This is a genomic window from Nonomuraea rhodomycinica, from assembly GCF_013363995.1.
GTDB lineage: Bacteria > Actinomycetota > Actinomycetes > Streptosporangiales > Streptosporangiaceae > Nonomuraea > Nonomuraea rhodomycinica.
In genome coordinates, this window is sequence record NZ_JABWGO010000015.1 from 55,576 (window position 1) to 78,023 (window position 22,448).

Below are 22,448 nucleotides of genomic sequence, written 5' to 3' on the forward strand. Positions count from 1 at the left end.
ATCCGGAGCCCATCCTCAGGTGAGGGACCGGTAAAGGTCCCGGTAGGTCTCGGCCACGCGGCCCCAGGTGCGCTTGGCGGCCACCTCTGCGCGACCGGCCTCGCCCATCTCGGCGCGCCTGGCCGGGTCGTCCCTGAGCCCGGCGATGGCCTTGGCCAGCTCGGCCGGGTCGCCGGGCGGCACGAGCAGCCCCGCGCCCTCGGAGCCGACCAGCTCCGACAGCGCCGGCAGGTCGCTGAGCACGACCGGCTTGCCGAGGGCCATCGCCTCGACCGGCTTGAGCGGCGTGACGAGCCGGCACACGCGCAGGTCCTCGCGCGGGCAGGCGAAGATGTCGATGGCCTCCTGGGCCTGCAGCGCCTCCTCCGGCCCGACCCGGCCCGGCAGGATCGCGCTGGTGAGCGACAGCTCCTCGACCAGCTCCAGCAGGTTGGGCCGCTCGGCGCCGTCGCCGACGATGAGCACGCGCACCGGCGCGCCCTGGTCGCGCAGCAGCGCCGCGGCCCGCAGCAGGGTGGCGAAGCCCTCGTAGGCCACGATGCTGGACACCGAGCCGACCACGATCTCGTCGTCGCCGATGCCCATGGCGTGCCTGAAGGACGCGCCGTCGTAGTGGGCCGTCAGCAGGGAGTCGTCCACCGCGTTGGGGGCCAGGAAGATGCGCTCCCTGGGCACGCCGCGCTCGACGATCTCGGCGGCCATCGTCTCGGCCAGCGTGACGACCGCGTCGGCCTCGCGCATGAGGAACGCCTCGCGCTCGCGCTGGAGCACGTGCCGCTCGCTGCCCACGCGGATCGGGTCGCGCGAGGCCCAGGTCTCCTCCAGGAAGCCGCGCACCTCGTAGACGTACGGGGTGCCGGTGCGCTCGCGCACGGCGTGGGCGACCGAGCCGTTGCGGTGGTCGGTGGCGGCGTGCAGGAGCTGCGGGCGCAGCTCCTTGACCAGCTCGGTGACCGAGTCGGCGCCGCGCACCATCCGGCCGCGCATCTCGAACGGCATCTCGCCGCGCCCGTCGGGCAGCAGCCGGTGGTAGGGGATGCCGTCGATCTCCTCGTACGGCGTGACGTCGGCGAACCCCTGGAACATCGGCCAGCCCCAGCTCGTCACCACGTGCGGGTCGAGGCCCGCGGCCTTCTGGGCGGTGACGATGCGGTGCGTGCGGACGGTGTAGCCGGCCTGCGTGTACGGCAGGGCGTTGGTGACGCAGTGGAGCACCCGGCCCTGGACGCGCTCGCCGACGCTCACCTTGGCGCCGGGCGGGATGGGGTCCGGGCTGATGGCGGCCAGCTCGCCCTGGTAGTAGGCGGCCCGGCGCTTGACGAACGGGTACTTGGTGTGGGCTTCGAGCACCTGCGCGGCCAGGGTGACGTTGCCGGCGTTCCAGTGCTCCTTGGCCTCGTTCCACGGGGCCCGGATGACGCGCATGCCGAACTTGCGCACGGCGCGGCGGGCCCGGCGGGCGGCCGGCCAGGCCACCCGCCCGACGAGGGGGCGAAGGCGCGGCGGGAGGGCTTCGGCGGCGGCCTGCGCGACCCGTACGGGATCGGACTTGACCTTGGTGTAGACGACCCTGGAGACGAGGACCGGGTGCTGGACGAAGCCCCGTAGCAGCCCACCGACACCGGCACGCGCGGACTTGGCGGAAACCTTGGAGGAGTCTGGTCGACTGGCGTCGGATACCACGCGGTGACCGTACCATAGGCAGCGTTTTTTCCCTTCCGCTCTGAAAGGCGAGGTCAATGAGGGAGAACCCCCTGGTCCTGCACGTGCTGGGCGCCCGGCCCAACTTCGTGAAAGCGGCCCCGGTGGTGCGAGCGCTCGGCGAACTCGGGGTGCGGCAGGGCATCATCCACACCGGTCAGCACTACGACGCGCTGATGTCGGACGTGTTCTTCGCCGACCTCGGCCTGCCGGAGCCGGTGGCCAACCTGGGGGTCGGCTCGGGCACCCACGCCAAGCAGACCGCGGCCCTGCTCGTGGGCCTGGAGGAGGTCGTGCTGGAGCACGCGCCGGACCTGGTCGTGGTCTACGGCGACGTCAACTCCACGCTGGCCGCGATCCTCGTGTGCGCCAAGCTGGGCGTGCGCACCGCGCACGTGGAGGCGGGGCTGCGCTCGTTCGACCGCGGCATGCCGGAGGAGGTCAACCGGATCGTCACCGACTCGCTGTCGGACCTGCTGTTCGCGACCTCCCCCGACGCGCTGTCGCACCTGGCGGCCGAGGGTGTGCCGGCCTCGAAGGTGCACCTCGTGGGCAACCCCATGATCGACAGCCTGTTCGCGGCGCTGCCGTCGCTGGACCCGGCGCCCGTGGTGGCGCGGCTGGGCGCGCCGGAGCGCTACGCGGTGGCGACGCTGCACCGCCCGGCCAACGTGGACAGCCCCGAGGCGGCGGCCGAACTGGTCTCGGCGGTGCTGGAGGTCTCGCGGCAGATCCCGCTGGTCGTGCCGATCCACCCGAGGGGCCGCGCCCGGCTCGCGGAGGCGGGGCTCGTGGACGGCCCGTCGGTCCAGGTCGTGGACCCGCTCGGCTACGTGGACTTCCTCTCCCTCGTCCGGGGCGCGGCGCTGGTGGTCACCGACTCGGGCGGCGTGCAGGAGGAGACCACCATGCTGGGCGTGCCGTGCCTGACCGTGCGGCCCAACACCGAGCGGCCGGTCACGATCACCCACGGCACCAACCGCCTGGTCACGCCCGCCCTGCTGCCGGCCGCGGCGGAGAAGGCGCTGGCCGACGGCGCCTCGACGCCGTCGGGCGAACTGCCGCCGCTGTGGGACGGCGCCGCGGGGCCGCGCATCGCGCGGGTGATCTCGGCCTGGCTCAAGGGCGACAACCTCTCGCCGGCGGCCCAGGGCGCCCGGTCCGAATAGCCCTACTTCGTACGGCATAGCCGGGTTCGTCACGGCTTTGCCGTTTCGTCGGCGCGCTCCCCCACGCTCCGCGTACCATGACATCTCTCCGCTAAGCGATAGGCGAGCATCCCCATGGCCGAAACTCCCGAAGAGCCCACCTTCCAGCGGCTCGGCCCCGTCAACTGGCTCCCCGAGGAGCGCAAGGTCGTCGAGCGCTACGAGGCCGAGGTCAGGGAGCTGCGCCGGCGCCTGGAGATCGCCGAGGCCAAGGCCGCCTACGCCACCTGGAAGCTGGAGGCCACCCAGGCCAAGCGGACGTTCAAGCTGGGCGAGGCGATCGGCACCAAGCGGCCCGGCAAGATGCTGGAGGCCGTCAGGTCCAAGGACCGCGCCCCCAAGCCGCCCATCCCGGTCAGCGAGGCGATCGAGACGGCCAACCACCGGCCGCCGCTCGTCGAGGTGCCCGCGGTCAAGTGGCCGGCGGGGCCGGTCAACCGGCCCGACCTGAAGGTCGCGGTCATCCTGGACGACTTCTCCCGGGCGGCGTTCCGCTACGAGTGGGACCAGATCGAGTTCGGGCTCAAGGACTGGCCGGAGATCTTCGCCGAGAAGCGGCCCGACCTGCTGTTCTGCGAGTCGGCCTGGCACGGCAACCAGGGCCGCTGGCGCTACCAGATGACCGGCACCAACGCGCCCAAGGAGCCGCTGCGCGAGCTGGTGGCCTGGTGCCGGGCCGAGGGCATCCCGACGGTCTTCTGGAACAAGGAGGACCCGCCCAACTTCGACTTCTTCATCGACACGGCCAAGCTGTTCGACTACGTCTTCACCTGCGACGGCGACATGGTGCCGAAGTACCGCGAGGTGCTCGGCCACGACCGGGTGGACGTGCTCCAGTTCGCCGCCCAGCCGCGCGTGCACAACCCCGTCCAGCAGAAGGAGGGCCGGCTGCACGACGTCGTCTTCGCCGGCATGTACTTCCGCGACAAGCACCCGGAGCGGCGCGAGCAGATGGAGATCGTGCTCGACCCGGTCCGCGAGCTGGGCCTGCACATCTTCGCCCGCAACGGCGAGGTGGACGAGAAGTACGCCTGGCCGGAGAAGTACCGCCCGCACATCGTCGGCGAGCTGCCCTACGACCGGATGCTGGCCGCGTACCGGATGTACAAGGTCTTCCTCAACGTCAACTCGGTGCTCGACTCGCCGACCATGTGCGCGCGCCGCGTCTTCGAGCTGTCGGCCTGCTCGACCCCGGTCGTCTCCGGCTGGTCGCGGGCCATCGAGGAGACCTTCGGGGAGCTGATCCCGATCGCCCGCGAGCCGGTCGAGTCGTACAACCAGGTGCTGCACCTGATCAACAGCCCCGAGCTGCGCGCCCGGATGGGGCACCTGGCCATGCGCGAGGTGTTCGACAAGCACCTGTTCTCGCACCGCGTGGACCAGATCCTGTCGTTCCTCGGCAGGCCCACGCCGTCGCGCTCGCGCTCCATCTCGGTGGTGCTGCCGACCAACCGCGCCGCGCAGATCGAGCACGCCATCTCGTCGGTGGCCCGGCAGATCCACCGGCCGCTCCAGCTCGTCATGGTGCTGCACGGCCTCGACATCGACCCCGTCGTGGTGGCCGACAAGGCACGCATGGCGGGCATCACCGACGTCGTGGTGCTGCCCGCGGCGCCCGAGCTGTCGCTCGGCGCCTGCATGAACCTGGGCATCGCCGCCGCCGAGGGCGAGCTGATCGCCAAGATGGACGACGACAACCTGTACGGCGAGCACTACCTGTCGGACCTCGTGCGCGCCTTCGACTACACCAACGCCGAGCTGGTCGGCAAGGGCGCCCACTACTCCTACTTCGAGGGCAGCAACACCACCATGCTGCGCCTGCCGGGCCTGGAGCACCGCTACTCGTTCCTGGTGCAGGGCGGCACGTTCCTCGGCACGGCCGGCATGTTCCGCTCGTACGGCTTCGCCGACATCACCCGGGGCGAGGACACCCACCTGGTGCGCCGGCTGAAGGAGGACGGCGTCAAGATCTACTCGGCCGACCGGTTCAACTTCGTCTACTGGCGCAGCGCCGACGCGAGCATGCACACCTGGCAGGCCGACCACATCAAGCTGACCCGCAACGCCCAGTTCTCCTTCGTCGGCCGCCCCGACGACCACGTCCTGATCTGAGCCGGCCCGGACCGTTCGGACCCGTCCGGTCCCGGTCGTGCGGTGACCGGGACCGGCGGGCCGCTCAGCCGTGCAGTTTCGCCAGACGGTCGTCGGCGAGCCGGCCGAGCTCGTACAGGCCGTCGCGCTTGACCTTCTCGCCCACCACGAGCAGGCTCAGCACGGCCTTGCCCCGGCGCACCAGCACGGTGCCCACCTGGACGTCCTGCCCCCCGCCCGTGGCGGTGGTGAGGTAGGCGCGCGACTCGTCGCCGCGCCGCGGCATCGACAGCTCGCGCGTGCGATAGGTCACCTTCGTGCCGTTGACCGTCGCCGTGTAGGAGGTGCAGTCCTTGGACAGCGGCGCGGGGAACCCGGGCGCGGGCATCGAGACGATGGCCTCGGTGATCGACCCCTTGTCGGAGGCGAAGGCGACGACGGCGGCCGGCGCGCCGGCCACGTTCGGCTCGGTGGCGTCGAGCTGCGCGGCCTTGGCGCACTCGGGCCGTTCGGCGCTCGCCGCGCGAACCGCGGCGAGGCCCTTGCGGGTCGCCTCCAGGCGTCCGAAGAAGCCCGTCTCGGGCCCGTGGACGACCTTCATGCCCTGGGGCGGCGGCAGCAGCAGGGCGCGCAGCCGGCCCGCCTCGGCGGTGGCGGCGGCGACCCGCGCCGGGTTGGACCCGGCGCTCCCGGTGCTCCCGGCGCTCTCGCCGGCGGCGCATCCCGCCATGAGCGTCACGCCGGCACATATCCCGGAAAAAGCCTTGAGTCCGGAAAACCGGCTGACAGTGGATTGACGATTCGACTTACCCAGCATATTTCCGAACGCTAGAGGAAACGGCCTCGGCGAGGCCCCGCAACAGCGCTATTCATGGAATCGCGCGGTTTCATGGCGGCCATATGCATTCACCCCCATTCCCGGGCGAGCGGAGTCACCGTACGGGCTCGACCAGCAGCGGACCGGAGTCTCCGCATCCCAGCGGGCCCGAACGGGCGCACACCCCGCAAAGCGGCAATTCGCCGTAACAGGTCGCGCAAAAGTTTCTCGGAGCGCTGCGCGGCGTAGCGCGGCATTTGCCCGGCGTCATCATGATCCAGCACATGAGCGACATCGACCCGCGCCGGGCGCGCGACCTCGGGATGGACCGGCCGATTTCGCGCCGTGACTTCTTCGACGGCTTCGCCGTGGCCGCGGGAGCGGCGGCGGTGGGCGCGGTCACCGGGATCCCGCTCCTCCACGGCGGCCGCGGCGCGCGGCGGCCCGTGGAGCCCCCGTACCCGCCGGCGCTCACCGGGCTGCGGGGCGACGACCCCGACGCGCTCAGCGTGCCGCACGCGCTGCGCGACGGCCGCTTCTGGGAGCACGCCGGCGCGCCCCATCCCACCGGCGAGAGCTACGACCTGGTGGTGGTGGGCGCCGGCGTCAGCGGAGTCACCGCCGCCCACGAGTGGCTGCGGCGCGACCCGAAGGCCCGCGTGCTCGTCCTCGACAACCACGACGAGATCGGCGGGCACGCGCGGCGCAACGAGTTCAGGGGCGGCGCCCGGCCGGGACCGCTGATCGGGCCGGGCGGCTCGCCGTCGCTCGGCCCGCCCGAGGCGTGGACGCCCGAGGGCAAGGAGCTGCTCGCCCTCCTCGGCGTCGAGCCGGACACGCTGGCCGGCCGCGTGGACCGCGAGCTCTACCCGGGGCTCGGGCTGCGCAAGGGCGTGATGTGCGACCGGGAGGCGTTCGGGCACGACCGGCTGGTGGCCTTCGAGCCCGGCGGGCGGGCCGAGGACTGGGTGAGCCGCCTGCCGATCGCCGAGCAGGCCCGCCGTGACCTGGTCATGCTCTGCACCGACCCGCCCGACTGGTTCTCCGGGATGGCCGACGAGGAGAAGGAGCGGCGGCTGGCGGAGCTGACCTACTCGGCGTTCCTGCTGGAGGTGTGCGGGGTCCACCCGGACGTGGAGCGGTTCTGCCGCACGATGCCGTGCGCCCGCTGGGGCCTCGGCGCCGACGCCTTCGGCGCGATCGACGCCTGGGGGACGGCGCGCCGGTGGGACTTCCCCGGCTTCGGCGGCCTGGGCCTCGACCGGGGCAAGCCGTCGCGGTTCAACTCGCCCACGGTGCGCAAGGAGTGGGACGCGGGCGCGCCGGTCCGCTTCCCCGAGGGCAACCAGGCGCTGGTGCGGATGCTGGTGGGCCGGATGGTCCCCGGCTTCGCCGGCTCCTCGTCCGCGGACGGCGTGACCACGGCCGCCTACGACTACGCCCGCCTGGACCGGCCGGGCGGCCGGGTCCGCGTCCGGCTGTCCAGCCCCGTGGTGTCGGTGCGCGACGACGGCTCCGCCGCGACGGTCGGCTACTTCGACGGCTACCGGCTGAGGACCGTGAGCGCGGGGGCCGTGGTGCTCGCCTGCTGGCACACCGTCATCCCGTACCTCGTGCCGGAGCTGCCGGCCGACCAGCGGCGCGCGCTGCGGGCCGCCGTCAAGACGCCCGTGCTGCACGCCACCGTACGGCTGCGCGACTGGCGGGCCTGGCACCGTGCGGGGGTGCGGGCCGTGCGGTGGACGGGCGCGTACTGGTGCCAGACGGAGCTGGGACGGCCCGTGAGCGCCCCCGGCTACCAGTGCCCCACGGACCCCGCCGAGCCGATCCTGGCGCATCTGGTGGCCGCGCCGAGCCGCTCGGAGCTCGGGCCGGCCCGTGGGGCCGCCGCGGGCCGGCAGGAGCTCCTCAAGGTGCCGTACGAGGAGCTGGAGTACACGCTGCGCGACCAGCTCACCCGGCTGCTGGAGCCGCACGGCTTCGACCCGGCCGCCGACGTCGAGGCCGTCACGGTCAACCGGTGGGGGCACGGGTACGCGCCCGAGTACCGCAGGCCGTGGGACGGCTTCTACCCCGACGGCCCGCTCCCCGCGGAGGCCGCCCGGCGGCCGTTCGGCCGGATCGCGATCGCGAACGCCGACGCCGAGCCGGGGGGCGGCTTCGACTCCGCGGTCACGGCGGCCTACCGGGCGGTGGACGACCTGACCCGCTGACGCGCCGGCCCACCGCACGACCTGACCCGCCGACCCGACCGACGGCCTGGCCGGCCGACCTAACCGACGGCTTTCAGGGTGGCCTCCCAGAGGCGCTCGGCCAGGGCCGGGTCGGACATGGTGGCCGGCACCTCCCGGGGCTCCCGCCCGTCGAAGTACCGGCCCTGGTGCTCCACCCCGTCGCGGTGCGTGGCCAGGTGGACCAGGGTGCGCGCCCCGTGCTCGGGCGGCTTGGCGTACCCGGGCAGCGCCAGGAAGACCCGCATGAGCAGCGACCCGGAGGCGAACCCGGTGCGGATCACCCCCGGGTGGAAGCACGTGGCCGCCACCCCGCGGGCCGCGAGCCCGACCGTGAACAGCGCGTTGGCCTGCTTGGTGTCGCCGTACTGGAGCCAGCCGTTCCACCTGCGCCGCTCCCGCGACAGGTCGGCCGGGTCGAGCCGGCCGCTCCGGGCCGCCCGGGACGACGTGGTCACCACCCTCTCGACCCGGTCCCCCAGGGTTCGGGTCAGCACGAACGGCGCCAGATGGTTGACCTGAATCATGAGCTCGTGGCCGTCCGGGGTCACGGTCCGCTCGGTGCTCATGACCCCGGCGTTGTTGGCGAGCACCGCGATGCGCTCGTAACGCTCCGCGAGGCGGCCCGCGAGCGCCCGCACGTCCTCAAGCGACGTGAAGTCGCACGTCAGCACGTCGGCCTTCGGACCGGTCAGGCCGGCCGCCACCTCGTCGAGCCTGCGCCGGTCGCGGCCCACGAGTACCACCCGGTGCCCGCGGCGGGAAAGCTCGGCCGCCGCGGCGGCCCCGATCCCGGCGCTTGCCCCAGTAATCACGCTAATCATCCTGTTCCTCCCACTGCGCCGGGAGCTTAAACGGTGCTAGTCTCCTGTGCGATCTTCCGGAGGTGTATTTACACAAAAGGTGGAAATGCCCCTCGACTCCGAGGTTGGGACATGGGCTCGCGTAACCGGTCAATTCGGTTCAAGATCTTCTTATTGCTGCTACTACCCCTCCTATCTCTGAGCGCGTTGTGGGGGTTCGCCCTGAACCTCACGGTCGGTGATGGGCAGGCCCTCCTGCGGACCAACACCCTGTACCAGACGGTCGGGGTCACCTCGACCGAGCTGGGCCTCCAGCTTCAGGCCGAACGCGCCCGCTCCGCCGTGGCCGTCACCACGCGTGAGCTCACCAAGGACCTCGGTGCCCAGCGAGCCCGCACCGACAAGGCCGTCGCCGACTTCCGCCGCGCCGCCGTCGAGGCCGGCGACGCCGTCACCGCCGAGCTGCGCCGCCCCCTCGACACCCTCGACGGCGCGCTCGCCCGCCTCGGCTCCATCCGCGCCGACATCGACGCCGGCCTCAGCTCCCGCCTCGTGGGCATCAACGCCTACAACGCCGTCCTCGACGCCCTCTTCCGCTTCTACGACCACATGGTCTCCGTGCCCGACCTCCCGCTCTTCCAGCAGGCCACGGCCATGCAGGCGATGGGCAACGCCCGCGAGGTCATCGCCCGCGAGCACGCCCTGATCAGCGGCGCCCTGGTCGACGGGCAGCTCACCCAGCCCGAGGCCGCCGCGTTCACCGAGTACACCGCCACCCGCACGTTCCTGCACTCCCGCGGCCTGGCCGGCCTCGACGTCGCGCTGCGCGGGCCGTACGAGAAGGTCTTCGACGGCGCCACCTTCCGCGACTTCGCCCGGATGGAGAAGCGGATCGTCACCACCGGCGAGCCGCCGCCCGACGGCGCCGCCTGGAACGCGGCCGTCGGCCAGGTGATGGCCCAGCTCGACCGGCTCGGCGTCTCCTCCTCCGAGGTGCTCTCCGACCGCGCCACCGGGGCGGCCACCGTCATCCTCGTCCGCATCGGCATCGCCGGCGTCGTCGGCCTGATCGCGGTCCTCGCCTCGATCGTCATCTCGGTGCGCCTCGGCCGCCGCCTGGGCGCCGAGCTGGCCGGGCTGCGCGCCGCCGCGGTCGAGCTGTCGGAGGAGCGGCTGCCCGCCCTGGTCGAGCGCCTGCGCCGCGGCGACGACGTGGACGCCGCGAAGGACGTCAAGCCGCTCAAGGTCAGCGGCTCCGCCGAGATCACCGACGTGGGCCGCGCGTTCGCCTCCGTCCAGTGCACCGCCGTACGGGCCGCCGTGGGGCAGGCCGAGCTGCGCCGCGGCGTGAGCCAGGTCTTCCTCAACCTCGCCCGGCGCAAGCAGGGCCTGCTGCACCGCCAGCTCGCGCTGCTCGACAGCATGCAGCGCCGCACCCACGACCCCGACCGCCTGGAAGAGCTCTTCCGCGTCGACCACCTCACCACCCGCATGCGCCGCCACGCCGAGAGCCTCATCGTGCTGTCGGGGTCGGCTCCCGGGCGGGCCTGGCGCAAGCCGGTGTCCGTGCTCGACATCGTGCGGGCCGCCGTCGCCGAGGTCGAGGAGTACACGCGGGTCACGGTGGAGTCCATGCCGGCCGGCGCCATCGACGGCGGCGTCGCGGCCGACCTCACCCACCTGGTGGCCGAGCTGGTCGAGAACGCGACCCTGTACTCGCCGCCCGACACGCCGATCCACGTCCGCGGCGACCTGGTGAGCAACGGGTACGCGATCGAGGTGGAGGACCGGGGACTCGGGCTCCCCCAGGCCGAGTACGCCGCGATCAACGCGCGGCTGGCCCGCCCTCCGGAGTTCGACCTCGCCGACAGCGACCGGCTCGGCCTGTTCGTGGTCGGCAAGCTGGCCGAGCGGCACGGCATCCAGGTGATGCTGCGCCGCTCGCCGTTCGGCGGCACCACGGCGATCGTCCTGGTGCCGCGCTCGCTGGTCAGCGAGCAGACGGCGTTGACGGCCGGCGACGGCGACCGTGACACCGGCCGCGAGGCCGGCGAGGACACGGGCGGCGGCGCCGCCCGGAGCACCGCCTCCGGGCTGCCCAGCCGGACGAGGAAGAAGAAGGCCCTCGCCGTGGTGAGCGGCGGGACCCATGCCGGCCTGCCCACGCGGGTCCGGCAGGCGAACCTGGCACCCCAGCTTCGGGCGGACCCGACGCCCGAGCCGGAGCCGGAGCAGACGACGGAACGCTCTCCCGACGAGGTACGCGATCTGTTCTCCGCGTTCCAACGGGGAACCCAACGCGCCCGAGAAGAAGCAAAAGAGGAGGGGGAGGCATGAGCGCGCCCACGACCAACACCGGTGAGCTGAACTGGCTGCTCGACGACCTGACGACCAGGGTCGCGGCGGTCCGTCAGGCCGTGATCCTGTCGACCGACGGCCTGGCGGTGGGCTACTCCAAGGGGCTGACCCGCGAGGACGCCGAGCACCTGTCGGCCGTGGCGGCCGGGTTCCAGAGCCTCGCCCGCGGCACCGGACGCCACTTCGGCGGCGGCGACGTCCGCCAGACCATCGTGGAGATGGAGTCGGCGTTCCTGTTCGTGACCGCGGCCGGCCAGGGCACCTGCCTGGCCGTGCTGGCCGAGGCGAACGTCGACGTCGGTCACATCGCCTACGAGATGGCGATGCTGGTCAAGCGGGTGGGCCAGCACATCTCGACCAACCCGCGAAACACGGCGCCATGACGGAGACCCCCCAGTGGCTGGACGACGCGGCGGGACCGGTCGTCCGGCCCTACGCGCTCATCCAGGGGAGGACGAGGTCGTCGGGAGACGCCTTCGACCTCGTCGCCACCGTGACCGTCGTCAGGGAGCCCTCCGGCGAGGCGGCGGGCGAGCTGGGGCCCGAGCAGCGGCTCATCCTGCGGGCGGCGCGCTCCCCGATCTCGGTCGCCGACGTGGCCGTCGAGCTGGACCTGCCCATCGGGGTCGTACGGGTGCTGCTGGGCGATCTGCGTGACAACGGCCTCATCTCTGTGACCTCTCCCTCAGCGGCTCGGCAGCGTTCGAACGAGGGCATTCTCAAGGAAGTGATCAATGGACTCCGGGCTCTCTGACGACCCCGTGGCGCTGAAGATCCTCGTCGCGGGGGGCTTCGGCGTCGGCAAGACCACCCTCGTGGGCGCCATCAGCGAGATCAAGCCGCTGCGCACGGAGGAGGTGCTGTCGGAGCGCGGGATCGGCGTGGACGACATCGACGGCGTGGAGGCCAAGACCACCACCACCGTCGCCATGGACTTCGGCCGCATCACCATCCGCGACGGGCTGGTCGTCTACCTGTTCGGGACGCCGGGGCAGGAGCGGTTCTGGTTCATGTGGGACGAGCTGTCCTACGGCGCGCTCGGGGCCGTGGTCATCGCCGACACCCGGCGGCTGACCGACTGCTTCCCGTCCGTGGACTACTTCGAGCAGCGCGGCACGCCGTTCGTGGTGGCCGTCAACTGCTTCGACGGCGCCGAGCGGCACAGCGTGGACGACGTGCGGATCGCGCTCGACCTGGACCCGGACGTACCGGTGCTGCTGTGCGACGTACGGCGGCGCAGCTCCGCCAAGGAGGTCATGGTCACGCTGGTGGAGCACTCCCTGCGGACCCTGACCGCGGCGGGCTGACGCCCCGGCGCCCGCCCCCCCGACGCGGCGCCCCTCACGGCTCTGACGGGCGCTACAGCGCCCGCAGGCCGTTGATGACCTCTCTCAGCAGGTTCTCCGTCGCGCCCGTGCCCTTCGCGAGCGGCGGACGCACCGAGACCAGCCCGTAGTGCAGCAGGTCGCCCAGGAGCACCCGCACCACCCCGACGGGGAGCTGCAGCTCCGCGGCGAGCTCCACCACCGGCCTGGCCTGCGCGGCCACGGTGGCGATCAGCCGCCGGTGCTGCGCGCTCAGCTCCGCCTTGGCCGGCACCGGCAGGCCGCTGGCCACCACCGTCGCCAGCAGGTCGATCTCGGGCGCGGAGGACCTGGTGCGTCCACGGGCGACCGCGTACGGCCGCACCACCGGCCCGGCCTCCTCGTCCACCCACTCGGGCTCGCGGCTCACGACTGAGTTCCCCCATCCTGGTCGCTGTCCTGGCGCCCGCGCCGCCAGCCCGACTGGAGGGAGGACAGCAGGGCCCTGGCCTCCTCGGGCGAGCGCTCCTCGACGGACTTGGCGGGCTGGTGCTGCGTCTGGGTCCTGGAGGGCAGGCCGGCCCCCTGCCGGCCGCTCGGGGCTGACGCTCCGGCCCCCTGCTGCTGGAGCTGGGGCGGCAGGTTGGTCTGCCGCACGCGGCGGGGCAGCCCGGGCCCGGCGTCCGGCTGCGACTGCGCCTGCTGCGTCTGGGGCGCCTGGGCGCGGCGGGACGTGCGGACCCGGCGCGGCAGCCCGCCCGGCCCGGTGGCGCCTTCCAGGGAGAGGGCGGGCCCCTCGGGGCCGTCGGCGTCCTGCCGGACCACCGACACCGACACCGGCTCGAACACCGGCATGTCCAGCGGCGGCGGCAGCATCTCCACCAGCATCGAGGGGATGAGCACGATCGCCGTGGTCCCGCCGTAGGGCGACGGCTTGAGCGTCACCGAGATGCCGTGCCGGTTGGCCAGCAGGCCGACCACCGCGAAGCCGAGCTGCTCGGTCTGCGACGGGTCGAAGTCGGGCGGGGCCGCCAGGCGCAGGTTGATCGCGTCGCGCTGCTCCGGCGACATGCCGAGGCCGCGGTCCTCCACCTCGACCGCGAAGCCGCGGCCGACCATCTCGCCGCGCACCGACACCTCGTTGCCGGGCGAGGAGAACGAGGTGGCGTTCTCGATCAGCTCGGCGAACAGGTGCATGAGGTCGGCCACCGCCGAGCCGGAGAAGCCGCACTCGGGCATCGGGTAGACGCGGACCCGGGTGTACTCCTCGACCTGGGCCGCGGCGCCGTTCAGCACGTCCTCGACCGGGATGGTGCCGCGCCAGCGGCGTCCGGCCGAGCCGCCCGACAGCAGCACCAGGCCCTCCGCGTGGCGGCGCATGCGGGTGGTGAGGTGGTCGAGCCTGAACAGCCGCTCCAGCGCCTCCGGCTCCTCGGTCTGGCGCTGCATGTCGTCGAGCAGCCTGAGCTGGCGCTGGAGCAGCGTCTGGCTGCGCCGGGCCAGGTTGCGCAGCGCCTCGGAGACGCCCTGGCGGAGCCTGGCCTGCTCGACGGCCGCGTCCACGGCGGTGCGCTGGACGCTGTCGAAGGCCGCCGCGAGGTCCCGGACCTCGCTCGTGGTCTGGTCGGCCACGGTGATGGGCGGCGCTTCGGCGTCGACGTCCACGCTGTCGCCCCTGCGCAGCCGGGTCACCACGTCGGGCAGCTTGATCTCGGCCAGGTCCAGGGCGCTGCGGCGCAGGGCGCCGAGGTCGTGGGCGATGCGCCGGCCGGCCCGGATGGACACGACGACGGAGAAGATGACCGCGAGCAGCCCGAGCGCGCCCGCGATGCCGGCGCGGACGATGATCGTGATGCCGGCCGGCTCGATCCGGGCGAGCAGCGCGTCACCGGTGCGCCAGACGGCCTCGGTGTAGTCCTTCAGCACCGGGTCGGCCAGCTCGCGCCACATCTGCATGTTGACGGGCTCGCCCATGATGTACGAGTCGAGGGCCCGCTCCATCGTGGCGAAGCGGGAGGAGGTCGCCACCTTCTGCACCCGGGCGCGCAGCTCGGGGTCCATGTTGGCCATGGCCGACGGGAGGAGGTTCTGCCGGGCGCCGTCGATGCGGGCCAGCAGGTGCAGGTCGGTCATGCTCGGCTTGCCGTCGGCGGCCACGATGAGCGCGTGCTCGCGGCTGAGCAGCTCGCGCACCTCGTCGGCGGCGATCAGGCCGTGACTCTGCCGGGCCAGGTCCACGTCGGTGCTCACCGTGAACGTGGAGTACATGATGTGGACGATGTCGGAGATCTCGGAGTACTGCTGGATCAGCGACGAGGGGGTCATCTTGCCGGCGTCGACCTGCCGGCGCACCTCCGGCAGCCGCTCGATCGCCTCGAAGGCGCTCTTCAGCCGGTCGCGCATCTCCTGCGTCATGGCCGACTGGGTGCTCGGCGTCGTGCCGTTCTCGACCAGCTTGGCGCGGACCCGGTCCACCTTGACCCGGGCGTCGGTCAGCGCGGCGGGGTCGGTGGCGGTGCCCGCGAGCCGCTCGGCGGAGGCCAGGCGCTCCTGCTGGAGGTTGCCGACCATGCCGTCGGCGTAGTTGATGACGTTCGTCCAGATGGTCTGGGCCTTGAGCAGGTTGACGGCCTCGCCGATGGTGGTGGCGGCGGCGAAGGCCCAGAGCGCGACGAGAGAGACCAGGGGGATGACGAGCAGTGTCGAGATCTTGAATCTGATGGATCTGCCCGATGCCATGGTACCTGCTCCCGGATAGAAGATCGCGGGAGAGAATAGCACCGAAACAGGGGCGTTTAAGATCAACTAGCGATAAATCTGTGATAAGTCGGGAAATTGACGGCTTTTCCGACCCCACGGGCCCAGGCCAGCCGGGCCAGCCACCCCGCCAGGACCAGGAGCGACGCCACCTCCGCGGCCAGCAGCAGCCGCTCCACCAGCCCGATCATCACCCCGCCGCCCGGCAGGGCCACGTACGTGATCGCCAGCAGCCCGAACCCCCCGGCGAGCGCCAGCCACTCCATCACCCGCGCCACCGGCTTCCACGCCGCGTCGGCCGCCAGCCGCGGCACCATGAGCGCCGCCGCCGCGGGCAGGCTCACGAACGCCGCCACCGACACGTACCGGTGGATCTGCGCCGTGAGGGTGAGGTCGTGGCCGATGGGCGTGGTCGGCACCACCGCGGCGACGACCAGCGCGGCCGACCACACCAGCAGCAGCCGCTCGGGGATCCCCCGGACCGGCGCCCCCGCCGCCCGCAACCCGCCCAGCAGCGCCAGCGACCCCAGCCCCATGACGGCCATCGCGACCTCCGTGACGCCCCCGCGGTCGGACACGGCGTACTCGCTGATGGTCACGTTGAGCGGGTCGAGGTACGGGTCGGGGCCGAACTGCCCGGCCACGACCGCGACGACGGCGGAGACCATGGACAGGCACGCCACGAGCGCGTAGACGCCGACCCGGGCGCCGGCGCCCCCGAACCGGTACCCGGAGCCCTCCCCCGGAGCCCCGGCGGCCCTCGGCGCGACCCGAGCCCCGGAGGCGACCCGCGCCTCGGAGGCGACCCGCGCCTCGGAGGCGACCCGCGCCCCGGACGCGACCCCTGCCTCGGACGCGACCCGCGCCTCGCCCTGAGGCGTGGTCGCGGGGGCGATCCTGTCCTTCACTGCCGTCATGCCCCTACCCTCCCGCCCGCACCGGGCCGCGGGCATCAGGCCACACCCCGGGAGCGCCCCTGATCCCTCCTCAGGGTCCCCTAGGGGTCCGGCGGACGGGCGAGGACCAGGTGATGCGGGTACGCCAGCCCGAGGAGAGACCGCACGAAGAGCAGAGGGACGACACCTCATCATCAGATACCTGCGAGGAATCAGCACGAGGCTTACCTGGGTGTGCAGGAGGATGGGAGATGTGGCGCAGACCGTGAAACGGGCCTACAGGTACCGCTTCCACCCGACCCCCGAGCAGACCGAAGAGCTTGCCCGGACGTTCGGCTGTGTTCGCCCTCGTCTACAACAAGGCCCTGGAAGAGCGCACCCGCGCCTACACGCTGGAAGGACGTCGTGTCTCCTACGTGGAATCGTCCGCAGCACTGACGGCATGGAAGCGCAGCGGCGACTACGACTTCCTGTCGCAGGTGTCGTCCGTGCCGCTTCAGCAGGCCCTGCGCCACCTCCAGGCGGCGTTCGCGCACTTCTTCGCCAAGCGGGCCAAGTACCCGACGTTCAAGAGCAAAAAGAAGTCGCGCCTGTCGGCGGAGTACACCCGTAGCGCGTTCCGCTGGCGGGATGGCACCTTGACGCTGGCGAAGATGAACGCGCCGCTGAACATCGTGTGGTCGCGCCCCCTTCCCGGGGGTGCGGACCCGTCCACGGTCACGGTGTCGAAAGACGCGGCCGGACGCTGGTTCGTCTCCATCCTGGTGGAGGAGAAGATCCGTCCGCTGCCGCCGGTCGAGGCGTCGGTGGGCGTGGACGCGGGCGTCCACGCCCTGGCCACCCTGTCCACCGGAGAGAAGATCGTCAACCCTCGTCACGAACGGCGAGACCGTCGCAAGTTGGCCAAGGCGCAACGTGCACTGGCTCGTAAGGAGAAGGGTTCGAACAACCGGGCCAAGGCCCGGCTTCGCGTGGCCAAGGTGTATGCCCGGATTGCCGACCGCAGACACGATCACCTGCACAAGGTCACCACACGGCTTGTTCGCGAGAACCAAGTGATTGCCGTGGAGGACCTGACCGTCCGCAACATGGTCAAGAACCACAGTCTGGCCCGAGCTGTCTTCGACGCCTCCTGGCGGGAGCTGCGGGGCATGCTGGAGTACAAAGCAGCCTGGTACGGGCGTGAGTTGGTGGCGGTGGACCGCTGGTTCCCGTCGTCGAAGCTGTGCTCGGCGTGCGGGGCCTTGCACGACAAGATGCCGCTGAACATCCGCGAGTGGACCTGTGCGTGCGGCGCGGTTCACGACAGGGACGTGAATGCGGCCAAGAACGTGCTCGCCGCCGGGCTGGCGGAGAGCTGAAACGCCTGTGGAGCTGGTGTAAGACCTCAACGAGAATTCTCTCGGGCGGGCAACCGGTGGTGAAGCAGGAAACCTCACGGGCGACCGTGGAACTCCCCCTCGTTCACGAGGGGGAGGATGTCAAGATGCTCAACCCGCTGCGGGGGGACGGCCGCCGCCACGGGGGCCGTCGAGCAGGCCGTCCACGTCCTGCGCAAGGCCCTCGGCACGGGCTGACCCCCCGAACCGCGCCTACCGCCGGCGCCCGGCGGCCCGACCCGCGACGGCCGCCGGAAGCGCCCTGACCGGCCACAGCCGTCGCGCGAGCCCCCGAGGGCCCTGAGCCCCGGAGGTCACCCGGAACCTGAGGCCCCGGAGCGTCCGAGAAGCGTGGAGGCCCGCGCGACGCGGACACCCCCGGAACGGGCGCGTTCGAGAATCGGGTCTGTGGGGCGGTCAGCGCGGGCGGTCGAGGATGTGGGGGCGGGCCGCGGCGTAGCGGTGGCGGATGTCCGGCACCGCGTCGGCCTCGTAGACCTCCGCCTCCTGCGACGACCAGTCGACGTCCCCGTCCAGCAGCCAGGCCGCCTGGTAGGCCGCGCCGTCGGCGACGTACTCGCCCGGCGGAGGCGCCAGCACCGGCCGGCCGAAGACGGTGGGCGCGATGCGGCGGACCGCCTCCGAACGGGCCCCTCCGCCGATCAGCAGCACCCGCTCCGGAGAGCGGCCGAGCGCGTCGAGGCCGTCGGCCAGGCCGCACAGCATGCCCTCGATCGCGGCCCGGGCGAGGTGGGCCGGGGTCGAGGTGGCCAGGGTGAGGCCGTGGACGGCGCCCGTGGCGGTGGGCTGGTTGGGGGTGCGCTCGCCTTCGAGGTACGGCACCAGCGTGAGGCCGCCGGCACCGGCCGGGGCCTGGAGGGCCAGCTCGCCGAGCCGGTCCAGGCCGACACCCGTGAGGCGTGCCGCCGCGTCCATGACCCGGGCCGCGTTCAGCGTGCACACGAGCGGCAGGAACCGGCCCGTCGCGTCGGCGAACCCCGCCACCTGGCCGCTCGGGTCGGCGCTCGGCGCGTCGGAGACGGCGAACACGGTGCCCGAGGTGCCGACCGAGACCACGACGTCCCCGGGCCGGGCGCCCACGCCGAGCGCGGCGGCCATGTTGTCACCGGTGCCCGGCGCGATGCGCGTACGTCCCGCGTCACCGCCGTGGCTCGGACTCCCCCCGGCGGCGGCCGGGGTGGCGGCGTCGGCGACCGGGCCGAGGACGCGCGGCAGCAGCGGGACCGCGCCGAAGGCCGCCTTCAGCAGATCGGTGCGGTACGCCCCCGTGGCCGGGGACCAGTAGCCCGTGCCCGAGGCGTCGCCCCGGTCGGTGGTCAGGTGGTCGAGCGGCGGGGGCGGCGCGTCGGCCCACGCGTCGAAGGGCAGCCCGAGGGCCCCCGCGAGCCGCCAGGTGAGCCAGTCGTGCGGCAGGCACACCGCGGCCACCCGGCGGGCGTTGCCGGGCTCGTGCTCGGCCAGCCAGCGCAGCTTGGTGATCGTGAACGAGGCCACGGGCACGCTGCCCACCGCCTCGGCCCACGCCGCGGGACCGCCCAGCTCGGCCACGAGCGCCGCGGCGGCCTCGGCCGAGCGCGTGTCGTTCCAGAGCAGCGCGTCGCGGACGACCTGGCCCGTCTCGTCGAGGCAGACCAGGCCGTGCTGCTGCCCCGCCACGCTGATCGCGGCCACGTCGTCGAGCCCGCCGGCCTCCTCGGCGGCTCGCAGGAACGCGGCCCACCAGTGCGCCGGGTGGACCTCGGTGCCCTCGGGGTGGGCCGCCCGGCCCTGGCGTACGAGCCGGCCGGTGGCGGCGTCGCGGATGACGACCTTGCAGCTCTGCGTCGACGAGTCGACCCCGGCGACCAGCGTCATGCGGTCACGTCCTGGACGCCGCCGTACGGGAGGGGAAGGTGGATGTTAGCGCTACCCATGGCCACGATGCTGCACGAACCACACCGGCCATCACAAGCCCGCCGGCCGTCCGAGCACATCCGGGCACCGGAATCGTGAGCGCCGCCCCGCCACCACCGCACTCCCGGCGCGCCGCCACCGCAGTCACCGCGGCATCACCGCAGTCCCTGCCCTGCAGTCAGCGCGCCCTCGCCTCGCCGCCACCGCAGTCCCCGCCGTGCCACCACCGCAGTCCCCGCCGTGCCACCAGCGCGCTCCGGCCTCGCCGCCACCGCAGTCCCCGCTGCGCCACCACCGCACCCTGCCTCACGGCACCGCAATCTCGTCTCTGCCACCCCACGCTCTCGGCCGCAGGGATCGAGAGCCTGGCAGCGCCGTTCGCCATATCTCGCGGCGGCGGCGACCACGGCCCGGCCGCCATGGGCGTGACAGCGGGATCGCGGTCCCCACCGCCGCGGAGCGGGCCTCCGGAGACCGGGCACCGGGCGCCGCCGCCTCCTGCGGCACGGCCACCCCGCTTCGAGCACCGGCTGTCGGGCGCCGGGCGCAGGCTCGAAGCGACGGGCGGTCGCCACCCCGGCCGCCGGCGGTCCGAGATCGCGGGTCAGCGGCAGGTCACAGGCCGGAGGGGTCGCGGCCCACGCTGATCTCTTCAGCGATCTTGCGCAGCTCGGGACCGTCGAGACCGGGCGCCTTGGGAAGCTGGCGTACCAGCGCGTCGAGCACCACGGGCACCGGCGCACCCGCCAGCCGCCCCGCGATCCCGTGGACCGCCCTGAACAGCGCGTCGTCCATGTCGTGCATCCCCCGCTCCTCCGTCCGGTCGCGCGGGGCCTCCGCTCCCCGCGGGGCCGAGGCCACTCCCCCGGCCACCCGCGCAACGCTACGACCTGCCACCGACAGTTTCCGCGCTAGCGGCGCAGCGTGTCCGCGACCGCGGGGAGGCGCCGGGCGAACGGCGCGGGCCGGCAGGTCCGAGTGGGCTCGTCGCCCGGTCAGCCGGTGCGCGTCATGTCCGGGTCAGCGTTCCAGGCGGGCGCGGACCGTGGCGCAGATGTCGTCGAGCGCCCGGATCTGCTCGGGGTCGAGCACGTCGAACAGGCTCCGCCGGACCTCCTCGACGTGGCCCGGCGCGGCGGCCGCCAGGGCGGTGAAACCCTCGTCCGTGAGCACCGCGAAGTTGCCGCGCCCGTCCTCCGGGCAGCGCTCGCGGCGCACCCACCCGCGCTCCTCCAGCCGCGCGACCGCGTGCGACAGGCGGCTCTGCGAGGACTGCGCCCACGTGGCCAGCTCGCTCATGCGCATGCGGCGCTCCGGCGCCTCCGACAGCCCCACGAGGATCACGTAGTAGGTGTGCGGCAGTCCGCTGTCGCGCTGCAACTGGCGGTCGAGCGCCGCGTACAGGAGCTGGGTGGCGGCCACGAAGTTGCGCCAGGTGCGCTGCTCGTCGTCATCCAGCCATCGGGTCATGGGATGCATTTTACTTGAACTCTCATATACATTGGACATGGCCTGCTGAAAGGGGAAAAAGCAATGCCGGTCCAGCGACTCAACCACGCGGTCCTGTACGTCCGTGACGTGGAGCGGAGCGTCGCCTTCTACCGGGAAGCCCTCGGCTTCGAGGTGGTCATGGGCATGCGGGGGGCCGCCTTCCTCCAGGCTCCGGGTTCGACCAACGACCACGACCTCGGCCTGTTCGAGATCGGGGCGGGCGCGGGGCCGTCGCCCGCCGGGCGCACCTCGGTCGGGCTCTACCACCTGGCCTGGGAGGTCGACACGCTCGACGAGCTGGAGCGCATCGCCGCCCGGCTGAGCGAGATGGGCGCGCTGGTCGGCGCTTCGGACCACTCCACCACCAAGGCACTGTACGCCCAAGATCCCGACGGGCTGGAGTTCGAGGTGTCGTGGCTGGTCCCGGCCGCGCTGATCGACGACGAGGTGCTCGCCGCGCGCAGCTCGGTCCGGCCGCTCGACATCGCCGCCGCCAAGCAGCGGTACGGCGGGCAGACCCGCGGCGGCGTGGGCGTCTCCGTTCCCGCCTGAGGCCCGCACCGGGGAGGCGCGGTAGGAAACGATCGGGGCGCGAGAGGTACCGTGGCCTTGTCCGACTCCCGCGCCTTGGAGAACGGTCATGTCGAGCGATCCTGATCACGTGCTCGACGCCATCGACGGCGTCGTCGACGAATGGGAGGCGCTGAGCGCCGACGCGATGCGCTGGGTCCCTCCCGAGAAGAAGCGGACGGACCTGGTGGGCGAGGTGACCGAGATCTTCGCTCCGCTCACCAACGCCCTGGCCGAGGCGTTCCGCCCGCTGGGCGACGCCGTGACGCGCCTGCTGGACGGGCTCGCGGGCGGCGACGGCAACGGCGATGACGACGGCACCGGCGGCGGCAACAGCGGCGGCAGCGAGGGCAGCACCGACGCCAACGGCGACGAGCGCTGAGACCCGCAGGCGCCCGGTCGCGTTCCCGGCGGGCCGCGAAGGGCATCAGCCGAATCCACCAGGGTTGTTAGGTTGATGGCATGGCATCGCTCGGGACGCTCCTCCGCCACGTGCACGAGGTCATGGACGGCGCGATCGCGCAGCTCTACGCCGATCTCGACATGCCCGACTACCGGCCGCGCTTCTCGCCCACCGTCCGGGTTCTCGCCGCCGAGGGCCCCATGGCGATCCGCGACCTGGCCGCCGCCGTCGGCGTCACCCACTCGGCGGCCAGCCAGACGGTCCACCAGATGAGCCGCGCGGGCTTCGTCACGCTGGAACGCGGCGCCGACGGACGGCAGCGCGTCGTCCACCTCACCGAGCGCACCCGGGCGGCGCTGCCCGCCATCGAGGCCGAGTGGGCGGCCACCACCCGGGCGGTGGCCGAGCTGGAGAAGGAGCTGCCGGCGCCGCTGACCGCCGTGCTGGAGGCCACCGCCGAGGCGTTGCGCCGCCGCTCCTTCCACGAGCGGGTCACCGCGCACCACCGCCCGTGAGACCGGGCGA

19 protein-coding genes and 1 pseudogene are annotated in these 22,448 nt (G+C 72.8%); 11 read left to right on the top strand and 9 right to left on the bottom strand.

Features of this window, described 5'->3' with window-relative positions; genetic code table 11:
* Positions 1-15: 15 nt before the first annotated feature.
* Positions 16-1,683, bottom strand: a complete 1,668-nt coding sequence (locus tag HT134_RS39995; protein WP_175605714.1) for a glycosyltransferase family 4 protein — start codon at positions 1,681-1,683, stop codon at positions 16-18.
* 56 nt (positions 1,684-1,739) lie between these two features.
* Here HT134_RS39995 and wecB point away from each other — a divergent pair, with 56 nt between their 5' ends.
* A complete protein-coding gene (gene wecB, locus HT134_RS40000) occupies positions 1,740-2,870 on the top strand; it encodes a non-hydrolyzing UDP-N-acetylglucosamine 2-epimerase (RefSeq protein WP_175605715.1) in 1,131 nt (376 codons plus the stop codon).
* Positions 2,871-2,984: 114 nt separating this feature from the next.
* Positions 2,985-5,021: a glycosyltransferase family protein gene (locus tag HT134_RS40005; RefSeq protein WP_175605716.1), complete on the top strand. Its 2,037-nt coding sequence runs from the start codon at positions 2,985-2,987 to the stop codon at positions 5,019-5,021.
* Positions 5,022-5,085: 64 nt separating this feature from the next.
* Here the strand turns inward: HT134_RS40005 and HT134_RS40010 are convergent, their stop codons facing one another.
* Positions 5,086-5,739 carry a hypothetical protein gene (locus HT134_RS40010; RefSeq protein WP_175605717.1) on the bottom strand — a complete coding sequence of 218 codons (654 nt, stop codon included), beginning with the start codon at positions 5,737-5,739 and terminating at the stop codon, positions 5,086-5,088.
* Positions 5,740-6,101: 362 nt separating this feature from the next.
* On the opposite strand from HT134_RS40010, the gene HT134_RS40015 reads away from it, so the two are divergent.
* Entirely contained in the window at positions 6,102-8,030 is a 1,929-nt protein-coding gene (locus HT134_RS40015; protein ID WP_246366400.1) for an NAD(P)-binding protein, read from the top strand.
* A 59-nt stretch (positions 8,031-8,089) separates the two neighbouring features.
* Here HT134_RS40015 and HT134_RS40020 read toward each other — a convergent pair whose 3' ends face one another.
* Positions 8,090-8,872 carry an SDR family NAD(P)-dependent oxidoreductase gene (locus HT134_RS40020; protein WP_175605718.1) on the bottom strand — a complete coding sequence of 261 codons (783 nt, stop codon included), beginning with the start codon at positions 8,870-8,872 and terminating at the stop codon, positions 8,090-8,092.
* Between the two features lie 153 nt (positions 8,873-9,025).
* Here HT134_RS40020 and HT134_RS40025 point away from each other — a divergent pair, with 153 nt between their 5' ends.
* Genes HT134_RS40025 through HT134_RS40040 form a run of 4 tightly spaced genes read left to right on the top strand, consistent with a single transcriptional unit; the run spans position 9,026 to position 12,516 of the window.
* The gene (locus tag HT134_RS40025) at positions 9,026-11,188 is read left to right on the top strand and encodes a sensor histidine kinase (protein ID WP_175605719.1); all 2,163 of its coding nucleotides are present in this window, start codon (positions 9,026-9,028) and stop codon (positions 11,186-11,188) included.
* Entirely contained in the window at positions 11,185-11,592 is a 408-nt protein-coding gene (locus tag HT134_RS40030) for a roadblock/LC7 domain-containing protein (RefSeq protein WP_175605720.1), read from the top strand. The genes HT134_RS40025 and HT134_RS40030 overlap by 4 nt, the downstream gene beginning before the upstream one ends.
* On the top strand, positions 11,589-11,963 hold the full coding sequence (locus HT134_RS40035) for a DUF742 domain-containing protein (protein ID WP_175605721.1): 375 nt from the start codon (positions 11,589-11,591) through the stop codon (positions 11,961-11,963). The genes HT134_RS40030 and HT134_RS40035 overlap by 4 nt, the downstream gene beginning before the upstream one ends.
* Positions 11,944-12,516 (top strand): GTP-binding protein, encoded by a 573-nt coding sequence (locus HT134_RS40040; protein ID WP_175605722.1) that lies wholly within the window; start codon positions 11,944-11,946, stop codon positions 12,514-12,516. The genes HT134_RS40035 and HT134_RS40040 overlap by 20 nt, the downstream gene beginning before the upstream one ends.
* A gap of 52 nt (positions 12,517-12,568) precedes the next feature.
* On the opposite strand, the gene HT134_RS40045 is transcribed toward HT134_RS40040, so the two are convergent.
* The 3 genes from HT134_RS40045 to HT134_RS40055 all read right to left on the bottom strand — a co-directional run bounded on the left by HT134_RS40045 (position 12,569) and on the right by HT134_RS40055 (position 16,187).
* Positions 12,569-12,943, bottom strand: coding sequence for a DUF742 domain-containing protein (locus HT134_RS40045; RefSeq protein ID WP_175605723.1), 375 nt, complete (start codon positions 12,941-12,943; stop codon positions 12,569-12,571).
* The gene (locus HT134_RS40050; protein ID WP_175605724.1) at positions 12,940-15,252 is read right to left on the bottom strand and encodes a sensor histidine kinase; all 2,313 of its coding nucleotides are present in this window, start codon (positions 15,250-15,252) and stop codon (positions 12,940-12,942) included. The genes HT134_RS40045 and HT134_RS40050 overlap by 4 nt, the downstream gene beginning before the upstream one ends.
* 62 nt (positions 15,253-15,314) lie before the next feature.
* Positions 15,315-16,187, bottom strand: coding sequence for a DUF998 domain-containing protein (locus HT134_RS40055; protein WP_246366402.1), 873 nt, complete (start codon positions 16,185-16,187; stop codon positions 15,315-15,317).
* A gap of 232 nt (positions 16,188-16,419) precedes the next feature.
* Between HT134_RS40055 and HT134_RS40060 the strand changes: the two are divergent.
* Positions 16,420-17,613 (top strand): annotated as a pseudogene (locus HT134_RS40060) (RNA-guided endonuclease InsQ/TnpB family protein); the annotation flags it as partial.
* Positions 17,614-17,962: 349 nt separating this feature from the next.
* Here HT134_RS40060 and xylB read toward each other — a convergent pair.
* From xylB to HT134_RS40075, 3 genes are all read right to left on the bottom strand, one after another.
* Positions 17,963-19,420 carry a xylulokinase gene (xylB, locus tag HT134_RS40065; RefSeq protein ID WP_175605725.1) on the bottom strand — a complete coding sequence of 486 codons (1,458 nt, stop codon included), beginning with the start codon at positions 19,418-19,420 and terminating at the stop codon, positions 17,963-17,965.
* 654 nt (positions 19,421-20,074) lie between these two features.
* The gene (locus HT134_RS40070) at positions 20,075-20,263 is read right to left on the bottom strand and encodes a hypothetical protein (protein ID WP_175590937.1); all 189 of its coding nucleotides are present in this window, start codon (positions 20,261-20,263) and stop codon (positions 20,075-20,077) included.
* Positions 20,264-20,479: 216 nt separating this feature from the next.
* Positions 20,480-20,929 carry a MarR family winged helix-turn-helix transcriptional regulator gene (locus HT134_RS40075; protein WP_217708922.1) on the bottom strand — a complete coding sequence of 150 codons (450 nt, stop codon included), beginning with the start codon at positions 20,927-20,929 and terminating at the stop codon, positions 20,480-20,482.
* 63 nt (positions 20,930-20,992) lie between these two features.
* On the opposite strand from HT134_RS40075, the gene HT134_RS40080 reads away from it, so the two are divergent.
* The 3 genes from HT134_RS40080 to HT134_RS40090 all read left to right on the top strand — a co-directional run bounded on the left by HT134_RS40080 (position 20,993) and on the right by HT134_RS40090 (position 22,438).
* The gene (locus HT134_RS40080) at positions 20,993-21,502 is read left to right on the top strand and encodes a VOC family protein (protein ID WP_175605727.1); all 510 of its coding nucleotides are present in this window, start codon (positions 20,993-20,995) and stop codon (positions 21,500-21,502) included.
* Between the two features lie 88 nt (positions 21,503-21,590).
* Positions 21,591-21,902, top strand: coding sequence for a hypothetical protein (locus tag HT134_RS40085; RefSeq protein WP_175605728.1), 312 nt, complete (start codon positions 21,591-21,593; stop codon positions 21,900-21,902).
* Positions 21,903-21,982: 80 nt separating this feature from the next.
* Positions 21,983-22,438 carry a MarR family winged helix-turn-helix transcriptional regulator gene (locus HT134_RS40090; protein ID WP_175605729.1) on the top strand — a complete coding sequence of 152 codons (456 nt, stop codon included), beginning with the start codon at positions 21,983-21,985 and terminating at the stop codon, positions 22,436-22,438.
* Positions 22,439-22,448 lie beyond the last annotated feature (10 nt).